We start from the raw sequence: 14,866 nt of genomic DNA on the forward strand, positions 1-14,866 counted from the left end.
GGGCAATCGGGCCGCGCAGCAAGGCGAAACGTGCACCAGACAGTTTGGCGGCGGCGGATCGCTGCATGTCGGTGCGCTGATCAAGGAAGTTGGCCTGGCTTCGGCGCTGGTGCCGCGCTTCCCCGGCGTTACATCCGCGCTGGGCTGCGTGATCGCCGATATGCGCCACGATTTTGTGCGCACGGTGAACAAGACCCTGGACGACACCGATCCGGCCATCCTCGATGCGGCCATCGGTGAGGCAGCGGCAGAAGGCACGCGGCTGCTTGATCAGGCTGGTATTGCTTTCGAGGGCCGCAGCATCGCGGTCGAGCTCGATATGTCGTATCTCGGCCAGACGCACACCGTGGCCGTGCCGCTGCCCGGTGATTTCACCACGCCGGCAATACTGACCCGCGAGGGCATCAAGGCTGCTTTCGAGGCCGCCTATGCCGCCGCCTTCGGCCGCGTGCTGGAAAAGATCGGCATCCGCGTGCTGAACCTGCGCGTGGCGGCCATCGGCCGGCGCAAGAAATTCGACCTTGGCCTGCTGGCGCCGCCCAAGGGAGGCTCGGTCGAAGCCGCCAAGCGCACCACGCGCCAGGTCTGGCTCGATGGCGCCTGGCACGAAGCCGGCATCTATCGCCGGCTGGAACTGCCGCTCGGTGCCATTATCTCCGGTCCGGCCATCCTGGAGCAGCCTGATACCACGATCCTGATCGAACCCGATCTGGTGGGCGAGGTGGACGGGTTCGGCAACCTGATCGTGAAGCGGAAGTCCGCATGAGCGCCAGGCTGGATCTGAAACGCACCGCTTTGCTGATCGTCGATCTGCAGAACGATTTCCTGCATGCCGATGGCGCCTATGCCCGTGGCGGGGCTAACCTGCCAGGCGCGGCGGCGCTGATCGCCAACATGAAATCGGTGGCCGACGCGATGCGGGCGGCGGGCGGCTGGATCGTCTCGACCCAGTTTACCCTGGTGCCGGGCCGGGCTGGCGAGCCGCTGATCAGCCCGCATCTGAAACAGTTGCGCCCGTTCTTGGCCAAGGGCGATTTCCAACCCGGCACCTGGGGCCATAGCCTGATCGACGAACTGGCGCCGGCCGATTTCACGGTGGAGAAGGTGGCTTATTCCGCTTTCTATATGACGCGACTGGAATTCGTTCTGCGTAAGGTCGGGATCGACACATTGCTGGTCGGCGGTATCGTCACCAATGGTGGCGTCGCCAGCACGTTGCGCGATGCTCATGTGCGCGATTTCCATGCCATGCTGCTGACCGATGGCTGCGCGGCCTTCTCGAAGGAGGCGCATGAGGCCAGCATCGCGTCACTCGGCACCATCGCGCCGAAACTGACCTGCGCCGAGGCAACGGCGCTGATCAATGCGGCATGAGCAGAGTCCTGCCGACCGCGGGCATCGATTTCCCGCTTGAGATTCCGGTATTGGTGATCGGGGGTGGCGCCTGCGGCTTGACGGCGGCGCTGGCCGCCCATGATGCCGGAGCGGATGTCCTGGTGCTGGAGCGCGATCCGTCGCCCAGCGGCTCGACGGCCATGTCGTCGGGCATGATTCCGGCCGCCGGTACGGCTTTGCAGGCGGCGCGCGGTGTCGACGACACGCCCGAGATCATGGCCGCCGATATCCAGGCCAAGGCCCATGGCGAAAATGATCCGGCAATGGTGGCGGCGATCTGCGCCGCCTCCGGCCCCACGGTGAACTGGCTAGTTCAAACCCATCATGTACCGCTCACCCTGGTGGAGGGTTTTCTCTATCCCGGCCACAGCAAGCCGCGCATGCATGCGCCGGCCTCGCGCAGCGGCGCTGATCTGGTTGCCGGCCTGCTGGCGGCGGCAAATGCCGCCGGCATCGATATCGTCTGCGATGCTGCGGTTACGACGCTGTTCGCCGATGCCGATGGCTGCGTGCGGGGCGTGGAGCTGCAGCGGCCCGATGGCAGCCATGAGCGCATCGGCTGCGATACGCTGATCCTGGCCTGTTCGGGATTCGGCGGCAATGCCGACCTGCTGGCGCGCCACATCCCGGAACTGAAGGGTGCCCAGTATTACGGCCATACCGGCAATCGCGGCGACGCGCTGCTGTGGGGCGAGCAACTGGGCGCCGCCGTGAGGAATCTGGGCGCCTATCAGGGTCATGGTTCGCTGGCGATGCCGCATGCCATCCTGATCACCTGGGCCCTGATGATGGAAGGCGGCTTCCAGGTCAATGCCAACGGCGAGCGGTTCTCCTGCGAGCATGACGGCTATTCCGAACAGGCCATGCGGGTGATTGCCCAGCCGGGCGGCGTGGCCTGGAACATCTTCGATGAGCGCCTGCACAGGCTGGGTCTCGATTTCGAGGATTACCGCGACGCGCTGAAGGGTGGCGCGGTGAAAACCGCAGACAGCATCGCGGCGCTGGCCGACCTTTGCGGCCTGCCGCCGGCCGCGCTGGCCGCGACGCTGGACGAAACCCGGGCCTTGGCGGCGGGGCAGGGCAGCGATCGTTTCGGCCGCGACTTCACGACCAAGCCGGCCCTGACGGCGCCCTTTTATGCCGTGAAGGTCACTGGCGCGCTGTTCCATACCCAGGGCGGTCTGAGCATCGACGCCGATGCCCGCGTACTACGTGCGGATGGTCGGCCTTTGCCAAATCTGCTGGCCGGTGGAGGCGCTGCCTGCGGCATCTCGGGGCGTGGCCGCGACGGTTATCTGTCGGGCAATGGCCTGCTGGCGGCGGCGGTGCTTGGCGCCAAGGCCGGCCGGACGGCTGCGGCGCTTGTCAAACGGGGAGTCTGACCATGCCGGTGATCCGCGTGACCCTGATCGAAGGGTATGACGAGGCGGTGCGCGACCGCCTGCTGGAAGGCTACAGCGCGGTGACGCGCACGGTGCTGGATGCGGTGCCCGATGGCATCACGGCCGTTATCGAGGAAGTGAAGGCCAGCAACTATCGGCGCGGCAACCAACGCAAATCGCCGAAAGCTCCACCGCCGCCGCCTGAGCAGATTGTGCGCGATTACCTTGCCGTCATGGAGCGTCGCGACCTTGCCGCTGCCAAAGCCCTGCTGGCGCCGAGCTTTGCCATGGTGTTTCCGGGTGGTGCGCGATTTACCAAACTGGAAGACCTGATCGAATGGGCGAAGCCGCGCTACCAGCGGGTCGGCAAGGTCTATGAGCGGTTCGACACGGTGCCCAGCATGGATCATGCCGTGGTTTATTGTTATGGCACGTTGGAAGGGGTGTGGCCCGATGGCGCAGTCTTCGCGGGCGTGCGATTCATCGACCGCTTCACGATCCGCGGTGGTCTGCTGGCGGACCAGATGGTGTGGAACGATCTCGATGCCGCGAAAGCGGCGCTCTGAGGTCTAGCTGCTGGGCGAAGCCAATTCGGCCAGCTTTTCCGGCAGATTGATGCAGACGCGATCGGCGCTAAGCAGGCTGATGATATTGGCCTTGCGCAGCTTGGTGAAACAGCGACTGACCGTTTCAATCGTCAGGCCGAGATAGTCGCCCACCTCGGCGCGGGTCATGGGCAGCAGCAGTGGTGTGGTGGTCATGCCGCGGTTTTCCGCGCGCTCCATCTGCAGCAGCAGAAACGAAGCGATGCGTTCCATGGCGGTCTTGCGCCCGAGCAGCAGAATCTGGTTCTGCGCGGTTTCAAGTTCGGTTTCCGCAAGCGACAGCAACCGATGCTCAAGCACGGGAACTCGTTCCAGCAACTGCTGGAAATTCCGGCGCGTGAAGCGGCAGGCGTGAACATCCGTGAGAGTTTCCGCACTCAGGGAATATTCCGTGCCAGCGCCGAAACCAAGAAAATCGCCGGCGCCTAGGAAGCCGGTGATCTGGCGACGGCCATCGGCCATTGATTTCGACAGGGCAACGCTGCCGCTGGTGATATTAAAGACGTGGGTAGCCTCATCGCCTTCATGGAAAATCATCTGGCGCGGCTTGATCACCATGCCGGTGGAGAGACCCGCGACCTCAGCCTGTTCCTGCGGGCTCAGCGGAGCGCAGATGGTCAGGCTCCGGGCCGTGCAGTTCACGCATGGATCGGCAGCTTTCGCAGTCGTGGCCTGCCGGGCGGCCGGCAGCGGCAAACTGTGAACATTGCCCATGGAAATCCCTCAGACTGGTATCAGTCATCAAGCTGAGCGCATATCGGTCGATAGGCGCGAGTTAAAATCTAGTTGCGGCGGCACATGGCCTTATGCCACCGGGCCAGATCATCCGCCGTCAGACGGACCTGCGCCAGAGGTAAAATTGTCGCATCTTCCCAAGCCAGATGGCGCCGCTGGTGCTCGGCGAACGAGCGTAAGGCGGCACAAAGCACAACAAGGTCGTCGTCATCGACCCCCGTTGCAACTTCCTCGCAACGGCTCGCCAGGCTGCTGGCTTGCTGGCGATCCCGTTGATGCTCGTCAATCAGTTGGTCGATCACCTGATCCAGATCGTCGCCGAGCAGCAGACGACGACGCAGGGCGGGTAGCAGGCCGTTTTCTTCCTCGGCCAGCATGGTCGGGTAATCCTGGCGCAGAAAAGCGGCAATTCCCGGAGCCAGCGCGCGCACCATCGGTGCCGCCACATTCGGCAGAGCGTTAAGCACAGCGCAAAAGGCGGTCAGGTTCAGGCGCTGACCAACCAGCATTTCCAGAGGCGATATCGCCTCGCTATCATTATGCAGTGCAATTAATATCTGCAGCATCGCTGGCGACGGTGCCGGCCGGAGTTGCTGGATATTACGGTTCGCGTCCATGCCGGTACGCTATGGGGGCGAGTCACCAGTTGCATTGATCCGGATCAACACCTGTCAGCCTTCCGGAGTTATAGTCCGCGCATGTTTGATTGGTCTGCTTTTCTGTCTGCCTGCACCGCCCTGGTTCATGGCGATGCCGCGCCGGGGGTCTTTGCATTTGGCCTGCCGCTCGGGCTGCTGCTGTTGGGGATCATCGGCGGATTCACCCATTGCGCGGGAATGTGTGGGCCGTTTGTCCTGGCCCAAGTTGGCAGCCGGCTGGCCGCCACCGATCTGAGCGCGATGACCCGCCTGACCCGTCTGCAGGGCGTTGCGCTGCTGCCCTATCATCTCGGCCGTGGCACTACCTATGCCCTGCTGGGCGGAATGGCGGGGGGCTTGAGCGGTGGCGTGCAGTGGCTGGCCAGCTTCAGCCGCCTGCCGGGCATCGCGTTATCCCTGATGGCTGTGGTTTTTCTGGTAATGGCGGTGTTCCAGTGGGCGCCGAGGCTGGCTTTCGCAGGTGGCGGGGCGCTGTCAGCGGGCTGGCAGAAACTGTTTGCCCCCTTATTCAGCCGGCCGACCGGCATGACGGGCTATGTTCTTGGCCTCGGTCTGGGGTTCCTGCCCTGCGGCTTGATTTACACGGCCCTTTTGATGGCCGGAGCCAGCGGCGACTGGCAGCTGGGCGCTCTCGGAATGGCGGCTTTTGCCGTCGGGACTGTGCCGGCCCTGCTGGTGGTCGGCGTGCTTGGCGCTGCTGCCGGCCAGAAACTGCGCCGGCAACTGCGCCTGTGGCTGGTTCCCGTTCTGCTGTTCAACGCCCTGCTGGCCAGCCTGATGGCCTGGCGTTGGTTCGTCGGCTAGGCCACTAGGTCCCGATAAGCATGCCAGGTGGCATGGGCCACCAGCGGAAACAGCAGCCCAAGGCCGATGAAGAACGTGGCCAGGCCAACAGCGGTGAACAGCACGATCAGGCCGGCCCACAGGGCCATCGCTTTTGGATTCCGCAGCACGGCCCGCACGCTGATAATGATGGCCGTAATTACATCGATATCCCGGTCTAGCAGCAGGGGGAGTGAGACCACGGAAGCTGCGAAAACGCTGATGGCGAATGCGCCACCGATCAGGGTTCCGATCACCAGGAAGGGCAGATTCTGCGCCTCGATCAGGTAGAACGGCACGGCATCAAGCGGCGGGGTTTCGCCGTGGAAATACAGCGCAAACCACAGCAGGGCAACGCGGGTCCAGGCGAAATGGATCAAGAGCAGGACAATGCCGAAACTGGCGATCTGCACGGGGCGCCGCCAGCTGGTCAGGGCGCTGGCCAGATTTACCGACTCGCCCAGCTGCAATCTGCGACTGGTGTCATACAGTCCGATCGCAATCAGTGGCGCGATCAGGAAAAACCCGCCCGCCATTGGCAGGACCAGGTAACCCAAGTCTGCCTGCCACAGGCCCAGTACCAGCAGATAACTGACAATGACCAGCCCGGCGCCATAAGCTAGGCTAACCTGAGGGGTGCGGGTCATGTCACGCCAGCCCATAGCCAGCCAGTGCCAGGGGCGGTCATTCTGTATCTGCCGCACCGGCTGAGGCTGATTCGCGGGAATCGGTTCGCTTACGCTGATCATGAATTTCCTCCTGGCGGCTTATTGGATTTGCCGCCTGCGTCACCGCGTCGCAGTATAACCTTGATTTTGCTCGGAGGGGAGGGGCTGATATTGACATGAGTCAATGCCGGTCGAGCCGGCCCGGTGAAGTATCCCAACGCTGGCGGGGGGACCCCGAATCGCCAGCCGTTAATGTGAGGAATCCATGACAGCTATAGCTGCAGCCCAGCCGGGCGCCACTTTGGCCACAGGAGCGCGCTCCGAGGCCTATGTTGAAGATGCCGTTCGGGCCTTTGTGATCGCGACGATCTTCTGGGGCGTCGCGGCCTTTGCCGCCGGTGTCTTTATCGCTCTCCAGTTGGCCTATCCCGTGCTCAATCTGGGGCTGGAATGGACCACCTTCGGCCGTCTGCGGCCGCTGCACACCTCGGCGGCGATTTTTGCCTTCGGTGGCAACGCGCTGCTCGGCACCTCGCTGTATATCGTCCAGCGTACCTGCCGCGCCCGCCTGTTCGGCGGCCCAGCGGTCGCCTGGTTCCTGTTTTTCGGTTACCAGCTTTTCATCGTGCTGGCGGCGCTGGGTTACATTTTCGGAATTACCCAGAGCAAGGAATACGCTGAACCGGAATGGTTCGTTGATCTGTGGCTTACCCTGGTTTGGGTGGTTTATCTCGTGGCCTTCGTTGGCACGCTTATGAAGCGTGAGGAGCCGCATATCTATGTGGCCAACTGGTTCTTCGTGGCCTTCATCGTCACCATCGCGATGCTGCACATCGTCAACAACCTGGCGATCCCGGTGTCGTTCTTTGGTGCCAAGAGCTACGCCCTGTTCTCAGGCGTACAGGATGCACTGACCCAGTGGTGGTATGGCCATAACGCGGTGGGTTTCTTCCTCACCGCCGGCTTCCTGGCGATGATGTATTATTTCATTCCCAAGCAGGCGAACCGCCCGGTCTATTCCTACCGTCTGTCGATCGTGCACTTCTGGTCCCTGATATTCCTCTATATCTGGGCCGGCCCGCACCATCTGCATTACACCGCGCTGCCTGATTGGGCCGCGACACTCGGCATGGTTTTCTCGGTGATGTTGTGGATGCCGTCCTGGGGTGGCATGATCAACGGTCTGATGACGTTGTCGGGCGCCTGGGACAAGCTGCGCACCGATCCGGCGCTGCGTTTCTCGGTCACCGCCGTGGCCTTCTACGGCATGTCGACCTTCGAGGGGCCGGTGATGTCGATCCGGCAGGTGAACGGCCTCAGCCACTACACTGATTGGACCATCGGCCACGTGCATTCTGGTGCGCTGGGCTGGAATGCCTTCATCACCTTCGGCGCGCTGTATTACCTCGTGCCGGTGCTGTGGAAGCGGGCAGGTCTCTATTCCATCCGGCTGGTGTCGTATCACTTCTGGATCGCCACCATCGGCATCCTGCTCTACATCAGCGCGATGTGGGTCTCGGGCATCATGCAGGGCCTGATGTGGCGCGCCTACGATAATCTTGGCTTCCTGCAGTATTCCTTCGTCGAGACCGTGCAGGCGATGCATCCCTTCTACGTGATCCGTGCCACTGGTGGTCTGCTGTTCCTGACCGGCGCCCTGATCATGGTCTACAACCTGTGGCGCACGGCGCGCGGCGATGTCCGCGATGAAACGCCGATCGTCCGCGCACCCGCCCAGTCGGCGGCGGCAGAGTAAGGAGAGCCGGACATGGCCTATCGTCACGAAATCGTCGAGAAGAACTCGATCCTCATGGTCGTTCTGGTCCTGATCACGGTCGCCATCGGCGGCCTGGTCGAGATCGTCCCGCTCTTCACCATCGAAACCACCATCGAGCGCGTTCAGGGCATGCGCCCTTACTCACCGCTCGAACTGGCCGGCCGCAACATCTATATCCGCGAAGGCTGCTATGTCTGCCACAGCCAGCAAATCCGCCCGCTGCGTGATGAGGTCGAGCGTTATGGCCATTACAGCTTGGCGGCGGAAAGCATGTACGACCATCCATTCCAGTGGGGCTCGAAGCGTACGGGTCCGGATCTGGCTCGCGTTGGTGGCAAGTATTCCAACGAATGGCATGTCGAGCATCTGAAGGATCCGCGTGCGGTGGTTTCGGAGTCAATCATGCCGCCGTATGCCTTCCTGGCGGACCGCCCGCTGCAATATGCCGACATCGCCGACCACCTGAAGGCTCTGCGTGTCACCGGCGTACCCTACAGCGACGCGATGATCCAGAACGCCAAGGTGGACCTGGAGACGCAGACCACGCCAGATGCCGATACCGATGCCGTGATCGGCCGCTATCCCAAGGCGCGGCTGGGGGATTTTGACGGCAATCTGGAGAAGATCACCGAAATGGATGCCCTGGTCGCCTATTTGCAGATGCTTGGCACCCTTGTCGAATTCGACAAGGTGCAGCCCGGCAGTCTCCGCCAGTAAGGGGGCTGTCATGCTGCAGGCCATCTATCCGCATCTGAAATCGCTGTGGACGCTGTGGTTTTTCCTGCTGTTCGCCGCAATCATCGCCTGGGTGATGTGGCCCGCCAAGCGCAAGGAATGGGAAGCCCGCGGGCAAATCCCGCTGCGCGACGGCGCCTCGCACAACGGCATCGAGAAGGAGTGATCTGATGCCCACCAAGATCGAAAAAGATTCAGTCACCGGCACGGAAACGACCGGCCATGAATGGGACGGCATCAAGGAACTGAACAATCCACTGCCGAAATGGTGGTTGTATGTGTTCTATGCCTGCGTGCTGTTCTCGGCGGTATGGATGGTGCTGTATCCTTCGGTACCGTATCTGCGCAGTCATTTCGGTGGCGTGCTTGGCTATACCCAGCGCGACGCCGTGGCCAAGCGGCTGGAAGAGGCCAGTGGGGCACAGGCGCAGTATCGCGACCAGATCGCCAAGCTGGATATCCAGGCGGTGAAGGCCGATGCCGACCTTAACCGCTTTGCCCTGGCCGGCGGCCGCGTGTTGTTTGCCGAGAATTGCGCGCCCTGCCATCAGTCCGGCGGGACCGGCGCCAAAGGCTACCCCAGCCTGGCCGACGACGACTGGCTGTGGGGTGGCAAGCTGGAGGATATCCAGATGACCCTGCAGCATGGCGTCCGCTCGACCAATGACGATGACACCCGGGTATCGCAGATGCCGCGCTTCCTGGCCGATGGTCTGCTGACCATGCCGCAGATTCAGGCGGTGGCGCAGCATGTCCTGTCGCTGTCGGGGCTCGACAAGCCGAATGCCGACGGCGCCAAGCTCTTTGCCGAGCAATGCGCCTCCTGCCACGGCGAACAGGGCAAAGGCATGCGGGAAGTCGGCGCGCCGAACCTGACCGACAAGATCTGGCTCTACGGCGGCGACAAGGCGGTCGTGGTGCAGTCGATCGCCTATTCCCGCGGCGGCGTGATGCCGGCCTGGGCCGGGCGCCTCGACGACGCAACGATCAAGATGCTGGCGCTCTATGTCCATGCCCTGGGCGGTGGCGAATAAGGCTTAATGAGATGGCGGGGCGCAGCGGCGTATTGCCGCTGCGCCCAAACGCCACAGATTAAATCTGTACACAGCGCACTAAGTTCCGGAAAAACGGATCGGGGAGGAGATCCGGGATTCAGACCAGCAGCGCATGAGGGTGCGAGTGACCGACATGAACCAGATGGCCCCCGAGACTAAGAATCGCGCCGATGCGATGCTGGGGTTGCTTGCCCCTTCACTCTATTCCGATTACGTCAAAGTTTATCCACGCGCCGTTTCCGGCCGGTTCCGCAATATCAAATGGGCGATCCTGATCGCCTGCCTTGCGGCGTATTACATTGCGCCCTGGATTCGCTGGGACCGGGGTCCCAATGCTCCCGATCAGGCGCTGCTCCTCGATATGGCCGGTCGTCGCGGCTATTTCTTCTGGATCGAAATCTGGCCGCAGGAAGTTTATTACCTCACCGGCCTGCTGATCCTCGGTGCCGTGGCGCTGTTTCTGGCCACCGCTCTGTTCGGCCGCGTCTGGTGCGGATATACCTGCCCGCAGACGGTCTGGACCGATCTGTTCATGCTGGTCGAGCGCTGGATCGAGGGCGATCGCAACGCCCGCATCAAGCTGGACCAGCAGCCTTTCAGCTTCAACAAGGCCTGGCGCAAGACGGCCAAGCATGCAGTCTGGCTGGTGATCGCCGCCACCACCGGCGGCGCCTGGATCATGTATTTCCAGGATGCCCCAACCGTGACGCGCGAGATTTTTACCGGCGACGCTTCCGGCGGCACCTATTTCTTTTTCGGCCTGTTCACGGGCACCACCTATCTGTTGGCGGGCTGGGCGCGCGAACAAGTCTGCACCTATATGTGCCCGTGGCCGCGCTTCCAGGCGGCGATGCAGGACGAGCATACCCTGGCAGTTACCTATCAGGGCTGGCGCGGCGAGGCTCGCGGCAAGCACAAGGCCGGCGAGAGCTGGGAAGGGCGTGGTGACTGCGTCGATTGCCGGGCCTGCGTGAATGTCTGCCCTACCGGCATCGATATCCGCGATGGCATGCAACTCGAATGCATCGGCTGCGGTCTGTGCATTGATGCCTGTGACGAGATCATGACCAAGGTCGACCGGCCCCAGCGGCTGATCGACTTCGTCTCGATCGCCAACCTTGAGCGCCGGGCCCAGAAGCAGCCGACCATCCTCAAGCTGATCCGCAGTCGCACCGTTATCTATGCCGCCATGCTGGTGCTGGTAGCGGCCATCATGGCCGGTGCGCTGCTCACCCGCGCCAGCTGGGAGATGAACGTGCTGCATGACCGTGCGCCTCTTTATGTCACGCTTTCGGACGGCTCGCTGCGCAACGGCTATACGATCAAGTTGCTCAACAAGACCCGGGATGAGCGTACGCTGTACCTGACCATCGAGGGCATTCCGCAGGCTACTATGTTTCTGGCGGGCGAGGGTGAGGCCCCGTCAAGCCGCCTGCCTGTCACCGTACCTCCAGATGACGTCGGCGATTACCGCGTCTTTGTGAAAGCGCCACGTCAGGTTATCAAGGAATCCTCGACGACCCTGCGCTTCAATGTGGTCGATGAGCAGGGGCGCCGCCTGACCGGCTACAAATCCACCTTCAACGCGCCGAATTGATGCTTTCAGGCCGTACGGAGTCGCTATAATGGCTATTGCCATGGCACAGAAACCATCTTCACCGCGGGGACGTTGGATTCCCTGGCTGTTCGTCGGCGGCTTTGCCGTCGTGATCGCCGTCAATACGACGCTCATCGTCTATGCCAGCAGCACATTCAGCGGGCTGGTGGTCGAGCATCCCTACAAGAAGGGACTGGAGTACAACCAGACCAAGGCGCAACTCGAGGCTCAGGCCAGGCTGGGCTGGCGCTACGAGGTCTCGGCGGTGCCGGCTGCCGATGCGGTGATGATTGAGATGCGCTGGGTGGATGCAGGCAAGACGCCTCTGGACGGCCTGGCGCTGGATGGCGAGTTGCAGCGTCCGGTCGAAAACCTGCCGCCGCTACGGATCAGTTTCGAGGCCGTCGGCGCCGGTCGCTATCGCAGTCAGGTACAACTCCCGAAACAGGGGGCCTGGGATCTGCATCTTACAGCCCGCCGCGGCAGCCAGGAATTTTCTGCCGCTGAACGCCTGCTGATCCGCTGAGGTCAGGCATGGCGCTTGCCGCTCTGTCTTCCGAAGCGACCAAGCCGCCGCCTGCCACCGCGGTAGCCCAGGCGGTTTGTGCCCATTGCGGCGCACCGGTCGTTGGTAAGGCGGAGACTGGGCAGCCGGTTTTTTGCTGTAGCGGTTGTGCCGGCGCCCATGCGCTGATCAAAGGGCTTGGCTTGGAACGGTATTACGCGTTGCGGGATGTCGCGGCGCCGACCCCGGCCGATGCCGAGGCTGCAGATTGGTGTGAATTTGTCCAGGCTGGCCCCGATGGCGCCTGCCGGGTCGAATTCCTTGTTGAAGGCATGCATTGCGCAGCCTGCCTCTGGCTGATTGAGCAGGCTCTGCGGGCGCAGCCCGGCGTGCAGCAGGCGCGCCTGTCGGCGGCCACCCGGCGGCTGACGCTGACCTGGAAGGGAAGAGCGTCGCTGGTCAATGATCTGGCGACGATTGTCACCCGTCTGGGCTATCGCTGTCTGGCCCTGACGTCCGACGCGGCAGAGAAGATTGGCAGCGCCGAAGAGCGTGATCTGCTCCGGGCCATGGCCGTGGCCGGTTTCGCCGCCGCCAATATCATGCTGCTCTCGGTCTCGGTCTGGTCCGGCCATGTCGGCGAGATGGGCATAGCCACCCGTGACCTGTTCCATGCCATTTCAGCGCTGATTGCGATTCCGGCCATCGCCTATGCAGGCCGGCCGTTTTATCGCTCGGCCTTTGCGGTACTGCGCCAGGGTCGCACCAACATGGACGTGCCGATCAGCATCGGCGTCGCTCTCGCCGTGGTGGTCAGTCTGGCCGAGATGCTGCGCTCGGGGCCGCATGCGTATTTCGATGCTGCCGTCACGCTGCTGTTTTTCCTGCTGGTCGGCCGTTATCTCGATCTGCGGGCGCGCGGCTTCGCCCGCCGCACGGCGCAGCGGCTGGTGGCCTGGACGGCAAAGCCGGTGGCGGTGATGACCGATGCGGGCATCGCCCAGCGGCCGGCGCACTTGGTGGCCGTTGGCGACCGCGTTCTGGTCGCAGCGGGTGAGCGGATTCCTGTGGATGGCGTGGTGATTGAAGGGCAGTCGGCGCTGGATGCCAGCCTGATCAACGGTGAAACCCTGCCGCAGCCTGCCGCGCCCGGTGCCAGCGTCTTCGCCGGCGCCATCAATCTGGACGCGCCGTTGACCCTGCGGGTTTCCGCCGTGGGGAGCGCCACCCTGCTGGGCGAAATCGCCCGCCTGATGGAGGCGGCCGAGCAGGGGCGGGATCGTTATGTGCGCCTCGCCGAGCGCGTTGCCCGTTGGTATGCACCTGTGGTGCATGCCACGGCGCTGTTGAGTTTCTTCGGTTGGATTTTCATCGGCGATGCCGATTGGCGTAGCGCCATGCTGATTGCGGCTGCCGTGCTGATCATCACCTGTCCCTGCGCCCTGGCTTTGGCCGTGCCGGTGGTGCAGGTGGTGGCCAGCAGCCGCCTGATGCGTCGCGGCATCCTGCTCAAATCGGCGACCGCCCTGGAGCGGGCCGCCGCCATCGACACCATCGTCTTCGACAAGACCGGTACGCTCACCCTGGGCCAGCCGCGGCTGCTGGAAGAGGATGCCAGCGATACCGAGGCCTTGCGCCTGGCTGCCGGGCTGGCGGCGCGAAGCCGCCATCCGCTCTGCAAGGCATTGCTGGTGGCCTGTGCTGACGTGGCTCCAGCCGATGGCGTCGAGGAACTGCCCGGCCAGGGGCTGCGGCTGCAGGCGCCGGATGGCGAAATCAGGCTCGGGCATGCGCGTTTTGCCGGTGTCGATGCGCGGCCAGCCGACGGCTATTCCGAATTGTGGCTTACTCGTTCGGGCCATGCGGCGCGCCGCTTCCGTTTCCGCGATACACTGCGTAGCGATGCCGGCGCCACGATTGATGGTTTGCGCAGGGCCGGGTTCCGGCTGGCGATCCTGTCCGGCGACCATGCCATGGCGGTGGGCGTCGTCGCCGATCAGCTCGGCATCGCGGAATGGCAGGCCGGCATCGATCCGCGTGGCAAGGCGGCGGCGATTGCCGCGCTGAAACAACGGGGCTGTCATGTGCTGATGGTGGGCGACGGACTGAACGATGCGGTGGCTTTGGCCGAGGCAGATGCCTCGCTGTCGCCGTCTTCAGGTCTCGATATCGCGCAGAATGCGGCTGATGCGGTTTTCCAGGGCGAGCGCTTGGCTGCCGTTCCGGAATTCCTTGGTGTTGCCCGTCGCAGCCGCAATCTGGCGCAGCAGAATCTGGTTCTGGCGCTGATCTATAATATGTTTGCCGTGCCGCTGGCGATTGCCGGTCTGGTCACGCCGCTGATTGCCGCCATCGCGATGTCGAGTTCCTCCATCCTGGTGGTCGGCAATGCCCTGCGGCTTGATCTTGGGCGGCGGAAGGAGAACGCATGACTATCCTGCTGTTTCTGATTCCGGCGGCGCTCGGCCTCGGCCTGCTCGGCATGTTCGGATTCCTCTGGGCGTTGAAAGCCGGCCAGATGGATGATCTCGAAGGAGCCGGCCGCCGCGTACTGTTCGATGATGCTGATGCAGAATTACGTGAAAGGAGCAAGTGATGAACGCGAATGCCATGAACGTGATGGGATACTGGGTGATCGCCGCGCTGGTGACGGTGCTTGGCCTGCTTGGAGTTGTTCTTGCCGCAGGCGCCAGGGATGCCGGCATGCAGGCCTTTGGCCTCGCGCTGGCCGCCTTCGCCGTGTTCTACGATTTCTGGGCGATCAACCGCAGCCACGACGAGGATGTAGCCTGAGCGAGACTTGGGCGCGATCTGGGCGCGTTGCCGCGCTTTTGATCAGGACTGATGCCGCCTTCAGCAGCGGCATCATGTGATTCTGGCTCGTTCGGCTGGCATCATTGCTGCATATCCCCGCAGGCGACCGTAGCGATG

The 14,866-nt window shown here is 63.1% G+C and carries 17 protein-coding genes; 14 read left to right on the plus strand and 3 right to left on the minus strand.

Annotated features, from left to right (window positions below; genetic code table 11):
- The 4 genes from Q1J79_RS07300 to Q1J79_RS07315 form a co-directional block, all read left to right on the plus strand.
- A partial coding sequence (locus tag Q1J79_RS07300) for a hydantoinase/oxoprolinase family protein (protein ID WP_300298638.1) occupies window positions 1-766 on the plus strand: 766 nt, incomplete at its 5' end.
- Window positions 763-1,374 (plus strand): cysteine hydrolase, encoded by a 612-nt coding sequence (locus Q1J79_RS07305; RefSeq protein ID WP_300298641.1) that lies wholly within the window; start codon window positions 763-765, stop codon window positions 1,372-1,374. The genes Q1J79_RS07300 and Q1J79_RS07305, both read left to right, overlap by 4 nt.
- Window positions 1,371-2,777, plus strand: coding sequence for an FAD-dependent oxidoreductase (locus tag Q1J79_RS07310; protein ID WP_300298644.1), 1,407 nt, complete (start codon window positions 1,371-1,373; stop codon window positions 2,775-2,777). Before Q1J79_RS07305 ends, Q1J79_RS07310 begins: the two co-directional genes overlap by 4 nt.
- A gap of 2 nt (window positions 2,778-2,779) precedes the next feature.
- Window positions 2,780-3,343 carry a DUF4440 domain-containing protein gene (locus Q1J79_RS07315; protein WP_300298647.1) on the plus strand — a complete coding sequence of 188 codons (564 nt, stop codon included), beginning with the start codon at window positions 2,780-2,782 and terminating at the stop codon, window positions 3,341-3,343.
- A 3-nt stretch (window positions 3,344-3,346) separates the two neighbouring features.
- On the opposite strand, the gene Q1J79_RS07320 is transcribed toward Q1J79_RS07315, so the two are convergent.
- Both Q1J79_RS07320 and Q1J79_RS07325 read right to left on the minus strand, forming a co-directional pair.
- Entirely contained in the window at window positions 3,347-3,937 is a 591-nt protein-coding gene (locus tag Q1J79_RS07320) for a cyclic nucleotide-binding domain-containing protein (RefSeq protein ID WP_300298650.1), read from the minus strand.
- Window positions 3,938-4,164: 227 nt separating this feature from the next.
- Complete coding sequence (locus Q1J79_RS07325) at window positions 4,165-4,734, minus strand: hemerythrin domain-containing protein (RefSeq protein ID WP_300298653.1); 570 nt, start codon at window positions 4,732-4,734, stop codon at window positions 4,165-4,167.
- 81 nt (window positions 4,735-4,815) lie between these two features.
- Between Q1J79_RS07325 and Q1J79_RS07330 the strand changes: the two genes are divergently transcribed.
- On the plus strand, window positions 4,816-5,580 hold the full coding sequence (locus tag Q1J79_RS07330; RefSeq protein WP_300298656.1) for a sulfite exporter TauE/SafE family protein: 765 nt from the start codon (window positions 4,816-4,818) through the stop codon (window positions 5,578-5,580).
- Here Q1J79_RS07330 and Q1J79_RS07335 read toward each other — a convergent pair.
- Window positions 5,577-6,245: a DUF2189 domain-containing protein gene (locus Q1J79_RS07335; RefSeq protein WP_300298658.1), complete on the minus strand. Its 669-nt coding sequence runs from the start codon at window positions 6,243-6,245 to the stop codon at window positions 5,577-5,579. The genes Q1J79_RS07330 and Q1J79_RS07335 overlap by 4 nt on opposite strands.
- A gap of 286 nt (window positions 6,246-6,531) precedes the next feature.
- On the opposite strand from Q1J79_RS07335, the gene ccoN reads away from it, so the two are divergent.
- The 9 genes from ccoN to Q1J79_RS07380 all read left to right on the plus strand — a co-directional run bounded on the left by ccoN (window position 6,532) and on the right by Q1J79_RS07380 (window position 14,728).
- Window positions 6,532-8,022 carry a cytochrome-c oxidase, cbb3-type subunit I gene (gene ccoN / locus Q1J79_RS07340; protein WP_300298661.1) on the plus strand — a complete coding sequence of 497 codons (1,491 nt, stop codon included), beginning with the start codon at window positions 6,532-6,534 and terminating at the stop codon, window positions 8,020-8,022.
- Window positions 8,023-8,034: 12 nt separating this feature from the next.
- The gene (ccoO, locus tag Q1J79_RS07345) at window positions 8,035-8,760 is read left to right on the plus strand and encodes a cytochrome-c oxidase, cbb3-type subunit II (RefSeq protein ID WP_300298664.1); all 726 of its coding nucleotides are present in this window, start codon (window positions 8,035-8,037) and stop codon (window positions 8,758-8,760) included.
- A gap of 10 nt (window positions 8,761-8,770) precedes the next feature.
- The gene (locus tag Q1J79_RS07350; RefSeq protein ID WP_300298667.1) at window positions 8,771-8,944 is read left to right on the plus strand and encodes a cbb3-type cytochrome c oxidase subunit 3; all 174 of its coding nucleotides are present in this window, start codon (window positions 8,771-8,773) and stop codon (window positions 8,942-8,944) included.
- Between the two features lie 4 nt (window positions 8,945-8,948).
- Window positions 8,949-9,812 carry a cytochrome-c oxidase, cbb3-type subunit III gene (gene ccoP / locus Q1J79_RS07355; protein ID WP_300298669.1) on the plus strand — a complete coding sequence of 288 codons (864 nt, stop codon included), beginning with the start codon at window positions 8,949-8,951 and terminating at the stop codon, window positions 9,810-9,812.
- A 154-nt stretch (window positions 9,813-9,966) separates the two neighbouring features.
- Window positions 9,967-11,430 (plus strand): cytochrome c oxidase accessory protein CcoG, encoded by a 1,464-nt coding sequence (ccoG, locus tag Q1J79_RS07360; RefSeq protein WP_300298822.1) that lies wholly within the window; start codon window positions 9,967-9,969, stop codon window positions 11,428-11,430.
- Window positions 11,431-11,470: 40 nt separating this feature from the next.
- Window positions 11,471-11,956 (plus strand): FixH family protein, encoded by a 486-nt coding sequence (locus tag Q1J79_RS07365; RefSeq protein WP_300298672.1) that lies wholly within the window; start codon window positions 11,471-11,473, stop codon window positions 11,954-11,956.
- An 8-nt stretch (window positions 11,957-11,964) separates the two neighbouring features.
- On the plus strand, window positions 11,965-14,367 hold the full coding sequence (locus Q1J79_RS07370; protein WP_300298675.1) for a heavy metal translocating P-type ATPase metal-binding domain-containing protein: 2,403 nt from the start codon (window positions 11,965-11,967) through the stop codon (window positions 14,365-14,367).
- Window positions 14,364-14,531 (plus strand): cbb3-type cytochrome oxidase assembly protein CcoS, encoded by a 168-nt coding sequence (gene ccoS, locus Q1J79_RS07375; protein ID WP_300298678.1) that lies wholly within the window; start codon window positions 14,364-14,366, stop codon window positions 14,529-14,531. The genes Q1J79_RS07370 and ccoS overlap by 4 nt, the downstream gene beginning before the upstream one ends.
- Window positions 14,531-14,728: a hypothetical protein gene (locus Q1J79_RS07380; RefSeq protein ID WP_300298681.1), complete on the plus strand. Its 198-nt coding sequence runs from the start codon at window positions 14,531-14,533 to the stop codon at window positions 14,726-14,728. The genes ccoS and Q1J79_RS07380 overlap by 1 nt, the downstream gene beginning before the upstream one ends.
- The last annotated feature ends 138 nt before the right edge of the window (window positions 14,729-14,866 follow it).

The sequence above is a fragment of the Ferrovibrio sp. genome (assembly GCF_029255545.1).
Lineage (GTDB): Bacteria > Pseudomonadota > Alphaproteobacteria > Ferrovibrionales > Ferrovibrionaceae > Ferrovibrio.

Coding starts and splice junctions, on each gene's coding strand:
- Q1J79_RS07305 (WP_300298641.1), top strand. CDS start 763: ATGAGCGCCAGGCTGGATCTGAAACGCACCGCTTTGCTGATCGTCGAT.
- Q1J79_RS07310 (WP_300298644.1), top strand. CDS start 1,371: ATGAGCAGAGTCCTGCCGACCGCGGGCATCGATTTCCCGCTTGAGATT.
- Q1J79_RS07315 (WP_300298647.1), top strand. CDS start 2,780: ATGCCGGTGATCCGCGTGACCCTGATCGAAGGGTATGACGAGGCGGTG.
- Q1J79_RS07325 (WP_300298653.1), bottom strand. CDS start 4,734: ATGGACGCGAACCGTAATATCCAGCAACTCCGGCCGGCACCGTCGCCA.
- Q1J79_RS07330 (WP_300298656.1), top strand. CDS start 4,816: ATGTTTGATTGGTCTGCTTTTCTGTCTGCCTGCACCGCCCTGGTTCAT.
- Q1J79_RS07335 (WP_300298658.1), bottom strand. CDS start 6,245: ATGACCCGCACCCCTCAGGTTAGCCTAGCTTATGGCGCCGGGCTGGTC.
- ccoN (WP_300298661.1), top strand. CDS start 6,532: ATGACAGCTATAGCTGCAGCCCAGCCGGGCGCCACTTTGGCCACAGGA.
- ccoO (WP_300298664.1), top strand. CDS start 8,035: ATGGCCTATCGTCACGAAATCGTCGAGAAGAACTCGATCCTCATGGTC.
- Q1J79_RS07350 (WP_300298667.1), top strand. CDS start 8,771: ATGCTGCAGGCCATCTATCCGCATCTGAAATCGCTGTGGACGCTGTGG.
- ccoP (WP_300298669.1), top strand. CDS start 8,949: ATGCCCACCAAGATCGAAAAAGATTCAGTCACCGGCACGGAAACGACC.
- ccoG (WP_300298822.1), top strand. CDS start 9,967: ATGAACCAGATGGCCCCCGAGACTAAGAATCGCGCCGATGCGATGCTG.
- Q1J79_RS07365 (WP_300298672.1), top strand. CDS start 11,471: ATGGCACAGAAACCATCTTCACCGCGGGGACGTTGGATTCCCTGGCTG.
- Q1J79_RS07370 (WP_300298675.1), top strand. CDS start 11,965: ATGGCGCTTGCCGCTCTGTCTTCCGAAGCGACCAAGCCGCCGCCTGCC.
- ccoS (WP_300298678.1), top strand. CDS start 14,364: ATGACTATCCTGCTGTTTCTGATTCCGGCGGCGCTCGGCCTCGGCCTG.
- Q1J79_RS07380 (WP_300298681.1), top strand. CDS start 14,531: ATGAACGCGAATGCCATGAACGTGATGGGATACTGGGTGATCGCCGCG.